This window comes from Stenotrophomonas sp. STEN087, from assembly GCF_056759115.1.
The window spans coordinates 48,952-67,869 of sequence record NZ_JBRRCR010000010.1; the positions used below are offsets into that span (position 1 = coordinate 48,952).

Genomic DNA, 18,918 nt, shown 5'->3' on the forward strand with positions numbered 1-18,918 from the left:
CTGACCAGGGGGAGGTCAACGGGGCCGGGGAACGGGCGCTTGGGGAGGAGCCCCCGTTCCGAGATCTGCTCCAGGGGATGGGAGAGATCCACAACAGGCGTTGCGCCTGTCGAGAGTTATAGAAACACCCCGAACACTAACGGTTCGTGAAGGGACCCAATTTATTGTGGGCCCCCGCCGGAAACATTCATCTTCGAGTCAGAAAAACCGGACAAATGAACGATTCATGGCGTCATTAGCCTGAATGCGAATCAGTGCGCCTCGTCCCAGTTAACCCCAACGCCGGTATCGACCTCCAGCGGAACCCGCAATTTGGCCGCTTGCGACATGCGCTCGATCACGTTTTTACGCAGTTCCTCGGTGAAACCGGCCTCGCTTTCGAACACCAGTTCATCGTGTACCTGCAGGATCATCCGCGCCGGGGCGCCGCTGTCGTGCAGCCACTGGTCCACCGAGACCATCGCCCGCTTGATGATGTCCGCCGCGGTGCCCTGCATCGGCGCATTGATCGCCGCGCGCTCGGCACCGGCACGCAGGCCCTGGTTGCGCGCGTGGATGTCATTCAGATACAGGCGGCGGCCGAACAGGGTTTCCACGTAACCCTGGTCACGCGCCTGCTGGCGCATCCGTTCCATGAAGTCGCGCACGCCGGGATAACGGCTGAAATACAGCGCGACATAATCCTGCGCCTGGCCACGGTCGATGCCCAGGTTGCGGGCCAGGCCGAAGGCGCTCATGCCGTACATCAGGCCGAAGTTGATGGCCTTGGCCGCGCGGCGCTCGTTGGGCGTCACCTCTTCCAGCGTGCGCCCGAACACCTCGGCGGCGGTGGCACGGTGGACGTCGGCTCCCTGCTCGAAGGCACGCACCAGGCCCGGGTCCTCGGACAGGTGGGCCATGATCCGCAGCTCGATCTGCGAATAGTCGGCCGCCAGCAGCTGGAAACCTTCCGGCGCCACGAAAGCGCGGCGGATGCGGCGGCCATCCTCGGTACGGATCGGGATGTTCTGCAGGTTCGGGTCGGACGAGGACAGGCGGCCGGTGGCTGCGCCGGACTGGTGGTAGCTGGTGTGCACCCGGCCGGTGTCCGGGTTGACCATCTCCGGCAGCTTGTCGGTGTAGGTGCTGCGCAGCTTGGCCAGCCCGCGGTAATCGAGGATCACCCGCGGCAGCTCGTGCTGGTCGGCAATCGCCTCCAGCGCCTCTTCATTCGTGCTGGGCTGGCCCTTCGGGGTCTTCACCACCGCCGGCAGCTTCAGCTCGTCGAACAGCACCGCCTGCAGCTGCTTGGGCGAATCCAGGTTGAAGCTGCGCCCGGCCAGCTCGGTGGCCTTCTGCTGCGCGGCCAGCATGCGCGTGGACAGGTCGTGGCTCTGCCGGCGCAGTTCATCGGTGTCGATGCGCACGCCATTGGCTTCGATGCGGGTCAGCACCGGCACCAGCGGCATCTCGATGTCGCGGTACACGCTGTCCAGCGCCGGCTCGGCCAGCAGCTGCGGCTGCAGCGCGTGGTGCAGGCGCAGGGTGATGTCGGCGTCCTCGGCCGCATAGCGGCTGGCTTCGTCGATGCCCACCTGCGAGAACGAAATCTGCTTGGCGCCCTTGCCGGCCACGTCCTCGAACTTGATGGTGTTGTAGCCCAGGTAACGCAGGGCCAGCGAATCCATGTCGTGGCGGGTGGCGGTGGAATTGAGCACGAAGCTCTCGAGCATGGTGTCGTCGTGGTAGCCCTGCACGTCCACGCCATGGCGGCGCAGCACATGCAGGTCGTACTTGCCGTGCTGGCCCAGTTTCTTCTTCGCCGGGTCCTGCAGCACCGGGCGCAGCGCGTCCAGCACCTGCTGCAGCGGCAGCTGCGCCGGCGCACCGGGGTAATCGTGGCCCACCGGGATATAGGCCGCCTTGCCCGGCTCCACCGCCAGGCTGACGCCGACCAGGCGTGCACGCATCGCGTCCAGCGCATCGGTCTCGGTATCGAAGCTGATCAGGTCGGCCTGCTGCACACGCTCGACCCACGCCTGCAGCTGTTCGCTGGTCAGCACGGTTTCGTATTCGCCGGGCGCGGACAGCGCCGGGTCGAGTTCAGCCGATGGCGCTGCCTCGGCACTGCCACGGGCAAAACCGGCGGCGGTGCCACGCAGGCTCGGGGTGGCTTCGCTGGCGCCTGCCGGCGCCGGCAGCGGGCCGCCCAGCTCCTTCAGCGCCTGGGTGAAGCCGTAGCGCGCATACAGCTCGGTCAGTACCGGCACGTCCTGCTCGCGCAGGGCCAGGGTGGTCGGCGAGGCGTCCAGCTCGACATCGGTGCGGATGGTCACCAGCTCGCGGTTCAGCGGCAGGCGCTCCAGCGCCGCGCGCAGGTTCTCGCCGATCTTGCCCTTCATGGTCGGCGCGGCGGCGATGACGCCATCCAGGTGCTGGTATTCGGCCAGCCACTTGGCGGCGGTCTTCGGGCCGCACTTCTCCACGCCGGGCACGTTGTCCACGGTGTCGCCCATCAGCGCCAGCAGGTCGATGATCTGGTCGGCGCGCACGCCGAACTTGTCCATCACCGCGGCGTCGGAATCCATCCGGCTGCCGGTCATGGTGTTGACCAGCTCGATGCCCGGGCGCACCAGCTGGGCGAAGTCCTTGTCACCGGTGGAAATGGTCACCTTCAGGTCCTGCGCCACGCCCTGCAGGGCCAGCGTGCCGATCACATCGTCGGCTTCCACCCCGGGGATGCGCAGGATGCTGATGCCCAGCGCTTCGACGATGCGGCACATCGGCTCGACCTGACTGCGCAGGTCATCGGGCATCGGCGGGCGGTTGGCCTTGTACTGGTCGTACAGGTCGTCGCGGAAGGTCTTGCCCGGCGCGTCGACGACGAAGGCGACGTAGGCTGGTCGCTCCTTCAGCGTCGAGCGCAGCATGTTGACCACGCCGAACAGCGCGCCGGTGGGCTCGCCCTGTGCATTGGACAGGGGCGGCAGCGCGTGGAACGCGCGGTACAGGTAACTGGACCCGTCGATCAGGACTAATCTGCTCATGCGACGATTCTACGCGCCCCTGCCTGCACCGCGGCGACACGGCGGCGACGCATCCATGGGGCATAATCAGGCTCCGATCGATGCGAAGGCCCTGCCGATGAAGACCCTGATGCTGGCTTCCCTGCTGCTGCTTGCTGGCTGCGCCAGCATGGGTGGTGCAGGCGCTCCCCCGGTGGACGTGAAGGGCGCCGAAGTGTCCAGCCGCACCATGGACAACGGTGATGTCATCGAGGAGTACCGCGTGTCCGGCCAGCTGCGCATGGTCAAGGTGACCCCGTCGCGCGGCGCACCGTTCTACATGTACGACAAGAACGGCGATGGCCGCATGGACAACGACAAGGACGGCGTCTCGCCGGTCTACTGGAAGCTCTACAGCTGGTGATGGGCGTGGGGTCAGAGCCCTTTCCTGCGGAAAGGGATCCGACCCCCGGCCGGCCCCCACAGGCCGGTGATAGGTTCGCGCCGGATCTTCCGGTTGATCCCATGACAGGCCCCGCAAGTGGGCCGGGATCGCGCTGCCATGAACCTCGAACCGGCAACCCCATCGCTGGTTGCATCCCTCGCCGCCGACCTGCGCCGCAGCAACGCGCGCGCGCGCATCAGCCGCAACGGCACGGCCGACCCGCGCCTGCTGCGCATCCTTGATTACATCGACGACCACCTGGGTGAGAGCGAACTGGGCGAGCAGATGATCTGCGAGGCCTTCGGGATGTCCCGCTCCACGGTCTACCGGCTGTTCCAGGCCCACGGCGGGGTGGCGCGTTATATCCGCGAGTGCCGGGCCTGGCTGGCGCACCGCCATCTGGCGCGTGATCCGGGCTGCCGTCTCACCTGGTTGCTGTATGAAGTCGGATTCGCGTCAGAGCGCCAGTTCCAGCGCGCGTTCCTGGCGCAGTTCGGCATGTCGCCGGCCGATTGGCGGCTCGCCTGCAGGCAGCGCGCACGGGGGTCGCTGCTGTCCTGAGCGGGCATGTTGCCGCCATCGGCGGGGCGGGAAGGTGGCGCCGGCACGCGTCCTGCGCGCCGGCGCCGGGTCCCCTCCCCGGGAACGCTTGAGCCCGCAGGTATCGATCAGCGGATGACCAGCACCGGCAGGGTGCTGCGCGCCAGCACTTCGGCGGTCTGGCTGCCCAGCAGCACGCGGGTCACGCCACGGCGGCCATGCGAGGTCATCACGATCAGATCGCTGTTGCGCTCGCCGGCCGTCTCGATGATGCCATCGGCGGCGTAGCGGTCCAGCACATGGATGGGATTGGCACGGATGCCCTGCTCGGCGGCCTTGGCCAGCGCCGGCTGCAGCACCTTCTGCGCGCCCTCCTCGCGGTCGGCCTTGTACTCCGGGCTGTTCATGTAGCCCACGCTCCAGCCCATGGCGTCATACATGCCCACCGCCCACGGCTCGGAGACCGTAACGATATCGACCTCGGCATTGAGATCCTTGGCCAGCTCCAGGCCCTTGGCCAGGCCCTTGTCGGACAGCTCGGAGCCGTCGGTGGCGATCAGGATGCGGGTGTACATGGTGGGCCTCCTTGGCGGGGTGCCAGTTGGGAACACCACCATTGCACACCTGATGTGCAGGCCGCGCCTTGAGCAGGATCAATCCGTGCCCCGGTAGCGCCGGGGCATGCCCGGCGGCGCGTTCAGGCCTCGACGGTCACCCGCCAGCCGCCCTTGTGCGGCTGCCAGTCGAACTCCACCGGCAGGAACTTTTCGATCAGGCGCGCGTTGCTGGCCAGGTGGTCGCTGATGACGTGGGTGGTGAAGCTGCCCCCGCCGGCCAGCGCCATCGGCAGCAGCAGCTGGTCGGACAGGTACTCGCCCACCCAGGCGCCACCGGAGAGATAGGTGCGGACCTGGCCGGCCAGGCGCGCGCCGACCCGCTCGGCCGACACGCCACGCTCGCCGTGGCCATCGAACACTTCCACGTGGTCGCCATGGCGCACGCGCACCATCGCTACATTGCCCGGGCCCAGCGCCGGCCGCACCGACTGCACGTGCCGCGGATGCGGATCGATGCCCAGTTCATCGGCCAGCACCTGCAGTTCGCGCAGGCCGATGCTGCTGGACAGGCCCGACATCACCACCTGCGCCTGCATCGACTCCAGTGCCGGGCGCTGTTCCATGCACGGCGCCTGCAACGCGGCACACGGCTGCACCTGCAGTTCGATCACGCCGCCACCGGCCGGGTGGAAGCCATGCTGCAGCAGCTGCATCGAGGCCTGCACACCCATCCGTGCCAGTGACGGCAGGTAGCTGTCGGCGATGAAGTCGGCGCTGGGTGCCAACGGATTGTGGGTGCCGCCTTCCAGGCGCAGGCGCGACGGTCCTTGCGCGCGCCACAGCGCCGGCAGCACGGTCTGCAGCACCAGGGTGGCCGAGCCGGCACTGCCGGTGGCGAAGTGGTAGTCGCCGGCGCTGATCACGCCCGGCTCGAAGCGCAGCGACGTAGCGCCCAGCGCTGCACCGTGGGTGGAGGCGTTGCCGACCTGTGCGGCGGCATTCACCGCAGTCAGGTGCTGGCGCATCAGCCCGGGCTTGCGGCGGATCGCGCGGATGTTCTGCAGGGTGAAGCCGATGCCGGTGCACAGGCTCAGGGTCAGGGCCGAGCGCAGCAGCTGTCCGCCGCCATGCCCGCCATCAAGTTCGATCATGTCCATCTGTTCCGTTCCTCCATGCCTGCGGTCTGGTCTGCAGGCCGTCCTGCCGCGCGCGACGCAGTGTACGTCGCGCGCGGCCCGCTTCATCCCTTCACGCACACCACCTGGCGCAGCGTGTGCATGATCTCGACCAGATCACGCTGGGCTTCCATCACCGCCTCGATCGGCTTGTAGGCCGCCGGCGATTCATCCACCACGTCCGCATCCTTGCGGCATTCCACGTGCGCGGTGACCCTGGCGTGCTCGTCCACGGTGATCAGCTTGCGCGCCTGTGTACGGCTCATCACGCGCCCGGCGCCGTGGCTGCAGCTGTGGAAGCTGTCCTCGTTGCCCAGCCCGCGCACGATGAAGCTCTTGGCGCCCATGCTGCCGGGAATGATGCCCAGCTCGCCCTTGCGGGTCAGCATCACTTCCTTGCCGAAGTGCACCTCGCGGTTGACGTAGTTGTGGTGGCAGTTCACCGCCTCGGCCTGGGCCTCGAACGGCTTGCTGATGACCGTACGCACGGCCGCCACCACGTTGCGCATCATCACCTCGCGGTTCATGCGGGCAAAACGCTGCGCCCATTCCACCGCGAACACATAGTCACCGTAGTGCTGGCTGCCCTCGGGCAGGTAGGCCAGGTCCTGGTCGGGCAGGTTGATCATCCAGCGGCGCATTTCCTGCTTGGCCAGTTCGATGAAGTAGGTGCCGATGGCATTGCCCACGCCGCGCGAGCCGGAGTGCAGCATGAACCACACGCGCTGGTCCTGGTCCAGGCAGACTTCGACGAAGTGGTTGCCGGTGCCAAGGGTACCCAGGTGCTTGAGGTTGTTGGTGTTCTTCAGGCGCGGGTGGAGCTCGCAGATCAGCGCGAAGTCATCGACCAGCTGCTTCCAGCCTTCGATGGCCAGCTCCGGCGGCGTGTCCCAGCTGCCCTTGTCACGGCCGCCACGGGTCACGCTGCGGCCGTGCGGCACCGCCCGCTCGATCGCGCTGCGCACCGCCGACAGGTTGTCCGGCAGGTCGCTGGCATCCAGCGTGGTGCGCACGGCCATCATGCCGCAGCCGATGTCCACGCCCACCGCGGCGGGAATGATCGCGCCGACGGTCGGCACCACCGACCCCACGGTTGCACCCTTGCCCAGGTGCACGTCGGGCATCACCGCGATCCACTTGTGGATGAACGGCAGCCTGGCGATGTTCTTCAGCTGCTCGCGTGCCTGATCTTCCAGCGGCACGCCGCGCGTCCACAGCTTGATGGGTGCAGCGCCCGGCTGCTGGATCACGTCATGGTTCACAGTGGTCATGGTGATGTTTCCTTTCATCCAATACATAAACAAAAAAGGTGCGGTGACAAAGGTGGCCGAACGCTCCGCCTGCCACGTTGCGGTGGCAGCCGGCCGGGACTTGAACCCGACCCCGAAGGGTTTCCGATGTAGTTCGGCCTGCATTCCCCGCGCAACGAAAGCGAAGGTGCCGGCAGCACGACGAGGGGTGGAGGAACATCCTGCTCTACCACTGAGCTACCGCTGCGTTGCCGCAGCGGGCGGGGCTCGAACCCGCGACCCGGAGCTTAGAAGGCTGTAGTTCCTCCGGCATTCGCAGTGCCGGCGTTGAAACTTCAATTCCTGGTCCTGCCCGGCTGGCCCCATTGCCAGCCGGGCGGTCCCTGGCGACATCCTTGCCGCCGTCCAACATCGTGATTACAACGGCATGTCCTCGATGCGCTCGACCCAGCCGCTGCCATCTCCCGGCGCCTGCGCGAACTGCGCCAGCAGGTCGAACACCGCATCGCTGAAGCCGCCGATGTGCAGCACGTCCTCGCGCTGCACGGTCTGGCTGCTGGCCACCGGCTGCAGGTCGATGCACACCAGCCGCACCTGCGGGCAACGCTGCTTCAGCACGTCCCAGGCCTGCATCGTGGCCGTCGCGCCGCCCTTGCGGGTGTCACGCCAGCTCTCGTTGTCCGACACCAGCACCACCAGGTCGACCTGCTCGCGGCGACGGTTGAGGTATTCGAGCGGTGCACTGACCGAAGTACCACCGCCATTGATCGCCAGCTGCGCCGCCAACGTCATCACGCTGTCGCGCGGGTTCAACCGCACCCGACGCACCTTGGTGTCGAACGGCAGGACCGTGGCCAGCGGCTGGCCGCGCAGCACGCAGGCCGCGATCAGCGCCGCCACGTCCACGCAGCGCACCGCCGAACTGGCGCCCTTGCGGTAGCCGGTCACCGGCCACTGCATGGAACCCGATACGTCCACCGCCACCACCACCCGGCCCGGCAGCACCGGTACCTGCGCCGTGGCCGTTTCCATCGCGTCCTGCAACGCTTCGGGAATCTGCTGCGGCAGGCTGGCGCTGGCCTGGTAGGCCATCAGCAGCTGGTACGGCAGCACCCGGGCGCGGCGCACCTGGGCCGGGTCACGCAGCCGCGCTGCGATCGCCGACACCATCGCCGGGTCTTCGAACACGCCGTTGCGGGCGAACGTGTTGAGGTTCATCCGCATCGACTGCCACGACGCACTGCGCGCCAGCGCCGACCACTGCGCCGCATCCAGCGGCAGCGTGCTGAAGAACTGGAACGGCAGGTCCGGCGGCAGTCCACGCGGGTCACGCTTGAACGCCTCGTAGGCCTGCACCAGTGCCGGCAGCTGCGCTTCGTCGTACGGCCGGCCGACGATCCACGCATACAGCGCCTTGCGCTCGGCGTTGGCCGGCTTCGGGTGCACCATGCGGATCAGGTCGGCCAGCGACGGCTGCTGGCCGATAGCCGCACGCACCAGGGTTTCCGCCGATGCCTGCTGGATCCACTCGCGCACCAGACGCTTCGGCAGCGACCCCAGCGAACGGCGGCCGACCTGGCCGCTGCGCATGATCTGCACGAAGGTGCGCAGCTGGCGGCCGTTGTCGACCACCTGCGGGAACACCTGGGCGAAGGCTTCCGGGTCACGCACGCTGAGCACGGCCGCCAGCAGTGCCGGCATGTCCTTCATGTGCGCCACCTGGCGGGCATAGACCGCCGTGCGGGCAATGAAGCGCGGCTCGACCTGCGCGGTCAGCGCCAGCACGTGCTGCAGCTGTGCCTGGGCATCGCTGTAGAAGGTGTTGTTGAGGCAGCCGGTGGCCGCGTACAGGGCCAGGGCAGCGCGCGGGTCGCGGCGGTAGGCCAGGCCACCGGCTTCATTGACGGTGGTGGCCGGCGGCAGCGCCGGGGCACGCGGGGTGGAGAAGAGCGTCAGGTTGGCCATCGTGGTGTCCTCGGCGGGAACAGCCCGCTTCGTGTCATGGGATGGCTAGAGCAATGGCCGTGCCAACTTTTGTCGGTTTCGCCCACGTCATTGTTTTTTCGGGATTTATTTTCTTTTGATGGCGCGGGCACGCCCACTCGTGCCGTGGAATGTATATAGTTTCAGCGCGCTTTTTATAGGAATGGATATGTCACGGCGACAGGTGGTCTTCGGCATGCTCGGTACCCAGCTCGATTCGGGCGAGGGTCCGGGCCGGTGGGAGAAATGGCGGCCGACGGTGTCGATGGGCATGCACGAGGATTTCCTGCCCGACCGCGTCGAGCTGCTGCTGGACGAGCGCCGCCACGCCAAGCTGGCCCGCGTGGTCTGCGCGGACCTGCAGCAGGTGGCGCCGGAGTTGGACGTGCGCCGGCACGACACCTACCTGGCCGATCCCTGGGAGTTCGAAGGCGTCTATTCGACGCTGCACGACTTCCTGGCCAGCTATCCGTTCCAGCCGGAGGAGGAGGACTACTACGTCCACATCACCACCGGCACGCACGTGGCGCAGATCTGCTGGTTCCTGCTCACCGAGAGCCGGCACTTCCCGGGCCGCCTGCTGCAGACCTCGCCGCCGCGCAAGCAGGATGGCGCGGCCGGCAGCTACGCCATCATCGATCTGGACCTGTCGCGCTACGACCACATCGCCCAGCGCTTCGCCCAGCAGCAGCTGCAGGACCGCGACCTGCTGAAGAGCGGCATCGCCACGCGCAACGTGGCGTTCAACGCGATGATCGCGCAGATCGAAACCGTCGCCACCCGCTCACGTGCGCCGATGCTGCTGATGGGGCCCACCGGTGCCGGCAAGAGCCAGCTGGCCAAGCGCGTGTTCGAGCTGAAGAAGCTCAAGCACCAGCTGCCCGGCCGTTTCGTCGAAGTGAACTGCGCCACCCTGCGTGGCGACGGCGCGATGAGCACGCTGTTCGGCCACACCAAGGGCGCCTACACCGGCGCCTCCTCCGACCGTGCCGGCCTGCTGCGTTCCGCCCACCAGGGCCTGCTGTTCCTGGATGAGATCGGCGAGCTGGGCCTGGATGAACAGGCCATGCTGCTGCGGGCGCTGGAAGAGAAGCGCTTCCTGCCGGTGGGCAGCGACCGCGAAGTGGAAAGCGAATTCCAGCTGATCGCCGGCACCAACCGCAACCTGCAGCAGTCGGTGCTGGAAGGCCGCTTCCGCGAAGACCTGCTGGCGCGCCTGAACCTGTGGACCTACCACCTGCCCGGCCTGGCCCAGCGCAGGGAGGACATCGAGCCGAACATCGAGTTCGAGCTGCAGCGCTGGTCGCAGCAGCAGCACGCGCAGGTGCGCTTCAACGTGGAAGCACGCACGCGCTATCTGGCCTTCGCCACCAGTGCCGAGGCCGCCTGGCGCGGCAATTTCCGCGACCTGGGTGCATCGATCATGCGCCTGGCGACGCTGGCCAATGCCGGGCGCATCCAGACCGAGGGCGTGGACGACGAGATCGCGCGCCTGCGCCAGCAATGGCGCGGCGGCCAGGCGCCATCGCCGCTGGAGGCGCTGCTGGGCCCGGCCGTGGATGAACTGGACCGCTTCGACCGCGTGCAGCTGGAGGAGGTCGTGCAGGTCTGCGCACGCTCGAAGTCGCTGTCAGCGGCCGGCCGCGAGCTGTTCGCGGTGTCGCGCACCCAGCGCGCCAGCACCAATGATGCCGACCGCCTGCGCAAGTACCTGGCGAAATTCGGGCTGGATTGGGAGCAGGTGCGCCGCCCCGTGGAACGGTAGCGTCGAGCTTGCTCGACGGCCGCCGGCGGCGCATGCTGGCCGCGCGGCATGCCGCCGCCCGCGGGGAGCACGCACATGCAGGACCGCAAGCCGACGTCATGGATCGCCGCACGGAACATTCTGCTGACCGTGGCCGCCGCGTTCGTTCTGTTCTACAGCGGCTACCAGGTGGGTAAGCATCTGGCCCTGCGCGAGAACGCGCAGCAGGCCGCAAGCCGGTAGAGTCGAGCTTGCTCGACTGCTCTTTGTGACCGGCGGCATCGTGCCAACCAAGGTTGGCACCTACCGGAACATGCGACGGCATCGCGCCAACCAGGTTGGCACGATGCCGAAGACACGCCTGCTCAGGCGATCTGCACGATGCGCGCGTTCTGGCACAGCGGGTAGCTGGCCACGAACGCCGCGATCGCATCACGCATCTTCTCGAACGATTCGCCGTACATGTACAGCGCGGTCTCGGTCGGGCCCTGCCACCAGCTGCAGATCTCGCCCAGGCCATCGATGTTGTCGGAGAGCTGCTCGAACACGTGGTTGGAATCGCACTGTTCGTAGACCTCGTCCGGCAGGTTCAGGCCATCCAGGTAGATGCCCAGGCCCTCGGTCACGCCGAAGGCGCGATCAGCCTCGTCCGCACGCTGCACCTGCGAACCCTTCGGCGCACCCAGCTGCTCCAGCAGGTCGATCAGCTTCGGCACACCGTCCGCATCGACCAGCGCCACTTCGATATCGCCGTACTCGACTTCGCCCAGGTCAGAGATCGCCGTGCCGCCACCGGTCAGCTCACCCAGCTGGGCCGCCTGCAGCAGCGCATCGAGCGGATCCTCGAACAGCTCGTGGCGATGCTCGGGCTGCAGCTTCGCATTCAACTTCACGGTGACGTGGAAGGTCGGTTCGGTCATGGGGCGTTCCTGGAAGATGTGGGGCCTATTGTAGAGCCGAGCCATGCTCGGCTGCTTTTTGCTCGGCTGCCCTGCCCTGACCAAAGCCACTCCCGAGGCCTGCGGCCCACGCGATAATGCGCAGGACAAGGACACCATTCCAACAGGGGAATACATGAAGTCGATAATTGGTCTTTCGGTGCTGCTGCTCCTCACCGGCTGCGGCATCCGCACGGAAGTGGTGCGAGTAAATGTGCCCGACATCCGGGTCAACCCCGAACAGGGCACCACGGTCGTGGTCGCCCCCGTGCGTGACAATCGCCCGTCAGACTTCCTCTCTCTTGTTCCCGAATCGGATCGAGTCAGGAATGTCGGCGGAGAAGTCCGCAGCGGTAATGGTTTCAACCTCGTACTGGAATCGGGCACGACATCCGAGAAGACCCGCGAGATCATCATCCAGGCGCTGCGCAACATGGGCTATCGCACTGCCGACCAGTGCGATTCGCAATGCCTTCGTCTGGAGGCGTCGATGAACGAGTTCGTGGTCAGGGCGCCCTTCAACTTCTGGCGTGCTGCCGGCTGGGCGCAGCAGATGGTCGCGGATCTGTCTGTCGAAGTGACGACCCACGACGGAGACCGGGTCCGGTCGTTTACCGCCAAGGGTCATGGCACGAATGTATTCCAGGTCGTTTCGCCGGAGAACTGGGAGAAGGCGCTGGAACGTGCCGTCACTGATTTCACGGCGAATTTCAAACAGAACATGTCCGCGCAGGATGCGGCCGTCAGCTCCAAAGCGCAGGACTGAGGCTCTGTCCTTCTCATGGAGCCGAGCATGGGCTCGGCTCTACAACACCCGTGCTCAGCGCAGGAAAGGCGTCACCTTGCGCTTCAGCAGCTCCACCAGCACCGGGTCCATGTAGTCGTAGTCATCAGGGATGTCCAGGCAGATCACCCGCTTGCCGTTCAGCCATGCCTTGTAGCGGCTGGACAGGCGGTTGCGGTGCGCCTTCTCCATCACGAACACCAGGTCCGCCCACTGCAGCAGCTCCGGGCTGAGCACTTCATCCGCGTCGGCCAGCAACCCGGCCGAGGCGGTTTCAATCCCCGGCCAATCGGCGAACACCTGCTCGGCCGTCGGGCTGCGCAGGCGGTTCTGGCTGCAGAGGAAGAGCACGTTGCGGGTCATGCCCGCAGCCTAATCGGGGTCGGATCCCTTTTCCATCGGAAAAGGGCTCTGACCCCACCCGTTGCGCATGATCGGCGATCATTGGCCTCCCCCCGCCTGCAGAAGCGAAATGATCACCAAGGACGACCTGTTGCAGGAATTTGGCGAGTTCCATGAAGCCGAGGGATGCTGCTTCGCCGAGTATGCCGTCGCCACCTATCGCATCCACTGCAGCCTGCGTCTCTCCGACAACCAGACGGTCGCCGTCGTGTCGAAGGACATCCGCGATCCGGACTTTGCGGCCCGCGTCTTGCTGCAGGCGCCAGCAGGGCTGCCGCGCGACCGGCCGACGATCTTCGACATCCCACACAATGCCCATGGGTTCACCCATGCGATGGCGGTGCCCAGCGCGTATCACGGCTTCCTCAATCAGATCGAGGACCGTGCGGACCTCTTCCTGTGCATACCGATCTTCCGCTGCGAGTTCAGCGGCAACGAATCGGTTGAGGAGTTCAAACGGTCCACGCATCAAATCGTTGCCATCGACAACTGGCATCGGACCAGGCAGCCGAAGATCACGGTGTACTTCGACAACCCCCGCACTGGTGGCGGCACGGACGACGCCGGCGCTCTGGTGCCGCTGCGGGTGTTGCTGGCCGAGATCGACAATCTCAACGGCGTGGGCAACGGCTTCATCGAGATCACCAACTACCGCGGCGAGGTGATCGAGGTGCTGTCGCCGGAGGAAGGCCATTACGTGTTGATCCGCAACCGCCAGAACGAAGAAGCGATGGACCGCGCCGGGTTGGTGGCAGCCGTGGAGACGTTCGCCACTGACTGACGGCCGCCTGCTGTCACACCGGGGTCAGAGCCCTCCCTGCGGGAGGGATCCGACCCCTCGGCGGTGATCAGATCACCGTCAGGTTGGCGTAGGCCATCACCAGCCACTTGCTGCCGGCGTCGGCGAACTCGACCTGCACGCGGGCGTGGGCGCCGCTGCCTTCGTAGTCGGTCACCATGCCTTCGCCGAACTTGGGATGGGTCACCAGCGCGCCCAGCTTCAGCGGCGGTGCCTCGATCGAGGCATGGCCCATCACCCGGCTGCTGCCCAGCGATGCCGGCCGCGAGACCTGCACCTTCGGGCGAACTTCGTGCAGCAGCTCGCGCGGGATCTCGCGCAGGAAGCGCGATGGCAGGCTGTAGTTGTCCTGGCCGTGGATGCGGCGCGATTCGGCGTAGCACAGCACCAGCTTCTGCCGCGCGCGGGTGATGCCCACGTAGGCCAGCCGGCGCTCTTCTTCCAGGCGGCCGCTTTCTTCCAGCGAACGCGCACTCGGGAACAGGCCGTCTTCCATGCCGGCCAGGAACACCAGCGGGAATTCCAGGCCCTTGGCCGAGTGCAGGGTCATCAGCTGCACGCCTTCCTCGCCCGCCTGCGCCTGGCCCTCACCGGCCTCCAGCGCGGCATAGGCCAGGAACGCGACCAGCTCGTCCATGTCCTCGCCCACTTCCTCGATGTCGTCGGCGCGGCGCAGGAAGCGCGAAGCGACCGAGACCAGTTCGTCGAGGTTGTCGGTACGCGATTCCGAATCCAGGGAATTGCGGCTTTCCTTGCTCCAGTGCTCGCGCAGCTGCGAGCGCGACAGCACATGGTCCACGCGCTCGGCCAGGGTCATGTGCAGGGTCTGCGCCTGCAGCTCGTTCACCAGCACCAGGAAGCTGGCCAGTGCATTGCGTGCACGCGCGGCCAGGGCCGTGCCCTGGGTGACCAGCATGGTGGCCTCCCACAGCGAGATGCCCTGTGCGCGCGCCTCGCGACGCACCTCATCCAGGGTGCGCTCGCCGATGCCACGGGTCGGCGTGTTCACCGCGCGCTCGAAGGCGGCATCATCATTGCGGTTGGACAGCAGGCGCAGGTAGGCCAGCGCGTCCTTGATTTCGGCACGCTCGAAGAAGCGCATGCCGCCATACACGCGGTACGGTACCTGTTCGCTCAGCAGCGCTTCTTCCAGCGCGCGCGACTGCGCATTGCTGCGGTAGAGCACGGCCACTTCGGTGTAGCTGCCACCATCGCGCACCCACTGCCGCGCGCGCTCGACGATGTAACGCGCCTCGTCCATCTCGTTGTAGGCCGCGTACAGGTCGATCGGCTCGCCGTCGCCGCTGTCGGTCCAGAGTTCCTTGCCGATGCGGTCGGGGTTGTGCGCGATGACCGCGTTGGCCGCACCAAGGATGTTGGCGGTGGAACGGTAGTTCTGCTCCAGGCGGATGGTCTGCGCGCCGGGGAAATCGCGCAGGAAGCCCTGCACGTTCTCGACCTTGGCACCGCGCCAGCCGTAAATGGCCTGGTCGTCATCGCCGACCACGAACACGTGGCCTTCGTGACCGGCCAGCACGCGCACGAAGGCGTACTGGATGGCGTTGGTATCCTGGAACTCGTCCACCAGGATTTCGCGGAAACGCGCGCGGTAGTGCGCCAGCAGCGGCGGGTTGTCGCGCAGCAGTTCGTGCGCGCGCAGCAGCAGCTCGGCGAAGTCGACCAGGCCGGCGCGGTCGCAGCGCGCCTGGTATTCGATGTAGGCCTGGCGCATGGTTTCCAGCCACGCATCATGCGGCTCGGGCTGGATGTGCTGCGGGCGGCGGCCCTCATCCTTCTGTTCGTTGATCCACCAGGCGATCTGCTTGGGCGGGTGCTTGCTGTCATCGATTTCCAGCGCCTGCACCACGCGCTTGACCAGCCGCAGCTGGTCGTCCGAATCCATGACCTGGAAACCTTCGGGCAGCTTGGCGTCCTGCCAGTGCAGACGCAGCAGGCGGTTGGCCAGGCCGTGGAAGGTGCCGATCCACATGCCGCGGCTGCCGTTGGGCAGCTGCGCGTCGATGCGGTGGCGCATCTCGCCGGCGGCCTTGTTGGTGAAGGTCACCGCAAAAATGCCATGGGTCGGCACGCCTTCGACTTCATGCAGCCAGGCGATGCGGTGGGTGAGTACGCGGGTCTTGCCGGAACCGGCACCGGCCAGCACCAGGTGGTGGCCGGGGGGAGCGGAGACGGCTTCGCGCTGGGCCGGGTTCAGGCCATCGAGCAGGTGGGAGACATCCATGCCCCCATTTTACGGCATCGCCGTCGCGGCTCCTGCGACCACCTGCGTGGCCAGCGCCTGCGCCTGCTGACGCAGTTCAGGCACGGCCAGGCTTTCCCACAGGCTGCCGATGCGCAGGCTGCCGAGCACGCCCAGCCGCGCCTGCGCCGCACCACTGCGGCTGCACAGGCGGTCGCCCGGCACGCTGCTGTCCAGGCCCAGGCCATGCGGCCCGGGGCGGGCCAGGCCGTCGGCCTGCAGCTGCTGCAGCAGCGGGTTGCGCAGCGCAGTGGCGCGGGTCTCGACGCCGGTGGCATTGACCACCGCGGCGATCGTCCACTGCTGCTCGCCGCCCGCGGCATCGCGACCGGACAGGTGAAGCGCGTCGCCTTCGCGCCAGATGCGCTGCAGGCGGGCACGGTGCAGCTGCAGCTGGCCGCTGGCCTGCAGGGCCTGCAGCTGGGCATCGACGTCCTCGGCAATGCGATGGCGGTGCACGTCCCAGTAGCGCACCACATGGCGCAGGAAGCGTCGCTGGTCGGCCTCGTCCAGGCTGCACCACAGCGCCTGGCCATGCGGGCGGATGCGATCCATCACGCCTTGCCACGGCTGGCCATCGGCCTGCGTCTGCCGCACGAAGCCGCGCAGGGCCCGCACACGCTGGCGCAGGGTCATCGGCAGCAACGCGGCCGGGTCGAATTCGGGCAGCACGCCATGCGCATGCGGCAGCGGCAACAGGCCATGCCGCGAGATCACGTGCAGCGGCCCCGTATGGCCGGCGGCGACCAGGGCCAGCACGGTGTCGGCCATGCTCAGGCCGGAACCGACGATGGCCAGCGCATGGGCACCGGCCAGCGTGCGCACGCCGTCATAGTCCCAGGCCTCGACCACGTCGTCGGCAGGCAGCGCATCGGCGCCGGCCACCGGCAGCGGACGCATGCTGTTGCCGGTGGCGATGACCGCCTGCGCCGCGTGCAGCGTGCTGCCATCGCCCAGCTGCAGGTGGTAACCGTGGTCATCCGGCTGCAGGCCCAGCACCGGCTGCGCGATCTCCTGCAGCTGCGCCGGGCTGGCGGCCACCGCGTCCTGCAGGCGCTGCTGCAGGTAGGCGGCGAAGTGATGGCGGCTCACGTAACGCTCGCCGAGCAGCTCGCGCGCCTCGCCCGGGTAAGCGCTGACGGCCTGCAGGTAATCGAGGAAATCGCCGGGCTGGTCGGGGAAAGCACTCATCTTCGCCGCGGGCACGTTCAGCAGGTGCTCCGGCCACGGCGTGGCGTACGCGATGCCCTGGGCGAGCTGCGAGGCGGGTTCGAAGATGGCCAGCGCCAGCGGCGCCTGGGCCTGGCGCAACACCTGGATCGCCACCAGTACACCGGCGGCACCACCGCCGATGATCGCCAGGTCCAGTTCGCCATTTCGCGATGAATCAGTCATGCACCGATTGTAGGCCATGGCAGGTGACGGCCCGGGTTGCCGCAACGGGCCGTTTCCACGCCGGTGGCCTGTGCGCTCACATCAACGCATCGGCCAACCGCGCGATGCCTTCGCGGCTGCGCTTCCAGGCCGGGCGCTGGCGCCACTGCTCCAGGTCCAGCAGGCGCGACTGGCGCAGGTAGTCGTCCTCGATGGCGCACAGCTGCTGCACCAGCGGGCGGTCGTAGCAGATCAGGCCGATCTCGGCATTCAGCGCAAAAGAACGGATATCCATGTTGATCGAGCCGAGCACGGCGATGTCCTCGTCCACGCTCATGTGCTTGGCGTGCAGGAACTGCGGCTCATACAGCGCGATCTGCACGCCACAGCGCAGCAGTTCCTCGTAGTACGCCTCCTGCGCCCACGAGGTCAGCCGCTGGTTGTTGCTGGCCGACAGGATCAGCTGCACCTTCACGCCGGACAGCGCAGCGATGCGCAGCGCGCTCAGCGTCGCTTCGTCAGGCACGAAATACGGCGTGACCATCACCAGCCGTCGCCGCGCCAGGTGGATCAGCGCCGCCACCGCATCGCGCGCGTTGCTGTAGGGGTACGCCGGGCCACTGGGCAGCAGCTGGGTGGCGATGTCGTCGCCGCACTCAGCCACGTCGGCGATGACGTCCAGGCGCTGCCCGGTTTCCATGTACCAGTCGCTGGCGAACACCGCCTCCAGGTGGGCCACCGCCGGGCCGCGCACGCGCGCGACCAGCTCGCGGTTGGGGTGGCCGGGCACGAAGCGCGGGCCGGCCAGGTTCTGCGAGCCGACGTAGGCCACTTCGTTGTCGATCACCGCGATCTTGCGGTGGTTGCGCAGGTCCATGCGCCCGCTGCGGCGCCAGCGCAGGCCGCCGGGCAGCATCGCCCGCACTTCGATGTCACGCGCCTGCAGGCGCTTGCGGTAGGCACGCAGGCCGCGCTTGGCACCCACCGCATCCAGCAGCACGCGGCACTGCACGCCGCGCGCGGCGGCACGCTGCAGCGCTTCGACGATGGCCTCGCCCACCGCGTCGTCGAACATCAGGTAGTACAGCAGGTGGACGCGGTCTTCGGCCTGGTCGATGTCGGCGATGAGGGTGTGCAGCGATTCGTCGTAGTCGGTGAGCAGGTCGACCGCGTTGCCGTGCACCGGCATGAAATCACCCTGGCGCTGCACCAGCGGCACGATCTCGGCGATGGCGGTGTCGGCGGTCGGGGTCCAGCGCAGGCGGTGCTGCAGCGCCTGCTCCTCGCGGATGACCTGCGACGCCTCTGCTTGCCGGCGGATGCGCTCGCGCGACAGCCACGGGTGGCCGAACAGCAGGTACAGCGGCAGGCCCAGCAGCGGCACGAAGCCGACCAGCAGCAGCCAGCTGCGCGCCGCCCCCGGCGTGGTGCGGGTGGGGATCCAGCACAGCGCGACCAGCCGGATGAGCCAGTCGATCAACAACAGGTACGAACCCAGCAGCCACTCGAACAGCATCGCGTCGCCCGTCGGAGGTGTGGGGTCATTCTGCCCAGCCTTCAACCGGCCTGCCAACCCAAAGCGTGCCGACCAACGGTCGGCACCCACCGGCCCCCACCACAGGAAAGCCAGGCACAAAAAAACCCGCCACGAGGGCGGGTTTTTTCGGAAGCGACCAGCAATCC

Annotated in this window: 16 protein-coding genes and 1 tRNA gene; 6 read left to right on the top strand and 11 right to left on the bottom strand. The window is 67.3% G+C overall.

All coding sequences use genetic code 11. The features are described from left to right. Window positions 1-251: 251 nt before the first annotated feature. Window positions 252-3,026, bottom strand: coding sequence for a DNA polymerase I (gene polA / locus ACVOK1_RS04560; protein WP_481561260.1), 2,775 nt, complete (start codon window positions 3,024-3,026; stop codon window positions 252-254). Window positions 3,027-3,123: 97 nt separating this feature from the next. On the opposite strand from polA, the gene ACVOK1_RS04565 reads away from it, so the two are divergent. Both ACVOK1_RS04565 and ACVOK1_RS04570 read left to right on the top strand, forming a co-directional pair. Continuing rightward, on the top strand, window positions 3,124-3,408 hold the full coding sequence (locus tag ACVOK1_RS04565; protein WP_108770467.1) for a DUF2782 domain-containing protein: 285 nt from the start codon (window positions 3,124-3,126) through the stop codon (window positions 3,406-3,408). A gap of 138 nt (window positions 3,409-3,546) precedes the next feature. Further along, window positions 3,547-3,990, top strand: coding sequence for a helix-turn-helix domain-containing protein (locus tag ACVOK1_RS04570; protein WP_108770468.1), 444 nt, complete (start codon window positions 3,547-3,549; stop codon window positions 3,988-3,990). 107 nt (window positions 3,991-4,097) lie between these two features. On the opposite strand, the gene ACVOK1_RS04575 is transcribed toward ACVOK1_RS04570, so the two are convergent. The 5 genes from ACVOK1_RS04575 to ACVOK1_RS04595 all read right to left on the bottom strand — a co-directional run bounded on the left by ACVOK1_RS04575 (window position 4,098) and on the right by ACVOK1_RS04595 (window position 8,916). Continuing rightward, a complete protein-coding gene (locus tag ACVOK1_RS04575; RefSeq protein WP_079224261.1) occupies window positions 4,098-4,544 on the bottom strand; it encodes a universal stress protein in 447 nt (148 codons plus the stop codon). 122 nt (window positions 4,545-4,666) lie between these two features. Beyond that, window positions 4,667-5,677, bottom strand: a complete 1,011-nt coding sequence (gene rtcA / locus ACVOK1_RS04580) for an RNA 3'-terminal phosphate cyclase (protein WP_481561261.1) — start codon at window positions 5,675-5,677, stop codon at window positions 4,667-4,669. Window positions 5,678-5,766: 89 nt separating this feature from the next. Further along, window positions 5,767-6,972, bottom strand: a complete 1,206-nt coding sequence (locus ACVOK1_RS04585) for an RtcB family protein (RefSeq protein ID WP_481561262.1) — start codon at window positions 6,970-6,972, stop codon at window positions 5,767-5,769. Window positions 6,973-7,056: 84 nt separating this feature from the next. Further along, window positions 7,057-7,198 (bottom strand) — tRNA-OTHER (locus ACVOK1_RS04590). A gap of 170 nt (window positions 7,199-7,368) precedes the next feature. Further along, complete coding sequence (locus ACVOK1_RS04595; RefSeq protein WP_481561263.1) at window positions 7,369-8,916, bottom strand: RNA-binding protein; 1,548 nt, start codon at window positions 8,914-8,916, stop codon at window positions 7,369-7,371. A 187-nt stretch (window positions 8,917-9,103) separates the two neighbouring features. Here ACVOK1_RS04595 and rtcR point away from each other — a divergent pair, with 187 nt between their 5' ends. Both rtcR and ACVOK1_RS04605 read left to right on the top strand, forming a co-directional pair. Next, window positions 9,104-10,699, top strand: coding sequence for an RNA repair transcriptional activator RtcR (gene rtcR / locus ACVOK1_RS04600; RefSeq protein ID WP_481561264.1), 1,596 nt, complete (start codon window positions 9,104-9,106; stop codon window positions 10,697-10,699). 75 nt (window positions 10,700-10,774) lie between these two features. Continuing rightward, entirely contained in the window at window positions 10,775-10,921 is a 147-nt protein-coding gene (locus ACVOK1_RS04605; protein WP_481561265.1) for a hypothetical protein, read from the top strand. A 122-nt stretch (window positions 10,922-11,043) separates the two neighbouring features. Here ACVOK1_RS04605 and ACVOK1_RS04610 read toward each other — a convergent pair whose 3' ends face one another. Continuing rightward, the gene (locus ACVOK1_RS04610; RefSeq protein WP_481561266.1) at window positions 11,044-11,598 is read right to left on the bottom strand and encodes a hypothetical protein; all 555 of its coding nucleotides are present in this window, start codon (window positions 11,596-11,598) and stop codon (window positions 11,044-11,046) included. 43 nt (window positions 11,599-11,641) lie between these two features. Between ACVOK1_RS04610 and ACVOK1_RS04615 the strand changes: the two genes are divergently transcribed. After that, window positions 11,642-12,382, top strand: a complete 741-nt coding sequence (locus ACVOK1_RS04615) for a YajG family lipoprotein (RefSeq protein WP_481561267.1) — start codon at window positions 11,642-11,644, stop codon at window positions 12,380-12,382. Between the two features lie 54 nt (window positions 12,383-12,436). On the opposite strand, the gene ACVOK1_RS04620 is transcribed toward ACVOK1_RS04615, so the two are convergent. Beyond that, window positions 12,437-12,763 (bottom strand): low molecular weight protein tyrosine phosphatase family protein, encoded by a 327-nt coding sequence (locus tag ACVOK1_RS04620; protein WP_100474765.1) that lies wholly within the window; start codon window positions 12,761-12,763, stop codon window positions 12,437-12,439. A gap of 109 nt (window positions 12,764-12,872) precedes the next feature. Between ACVOK1_RS04620 and ACVOK1_RS04625 the strand changes: the two genes are divergently transcribed. After that, window positions 12,873-13,583, top strand: coding sequence for a hypothetical protein (locus ACVOK1_RS04625; protein WP_481561268.1), 711 nt, complete (start codon window positions 12,873-12,875; stop codon window positions 13,581-13,583). A 67-nt stretch (window positions 13,584-13,650) separates the two neighbouring features. On the opposite strand, the gene uvrD is transcribed toward ACVOK1_RS04625, so the two are convergent. From uvrD to cls, 3 genes are read right to left on the bottom strand one after another with little or no spacing between them, the layout of a single operon-like run. Then, on the bottom strand, window positions 13,651-15,843 hold the full coding sequence (uvrD, locus tag ACVOK1_RS04630) for a DNA helicase II (RefSeq protein ID WP_481561269.1): 2,193 nt from the start codon (window positions 15,841-15,843) through the stop codon (window positions 13,651-13,653). A gap of 9 nt (window positions 15,844-15,852) precedes the next feature. Further along, window positions 15,853-17,274: an FAD/NAD(P)-binding protein gene (locus ACVOK1_RS04635; RefSeq protein ID WP_481561270.1), complete on the bottom strand. Its 1,422-nt coding sequence runs from the start codon at window positions 17,272-17,274 to the stop codon at window positions 15,853-15,855. Window positions 17,275-17,332: 58 nt separating this feature from the next. After that, entirely contained in the window at window positions 17,333-18,751 is a 1,419-nt protein-coding gene (gene cls, locus ACVOK1_RS04640; RefSeq protein ID WP_200751169.1) for a cardiolipin synthase, read from the bottom strand. Window positions 18,752-18,918: the final 167 nt, after the last annotated feature.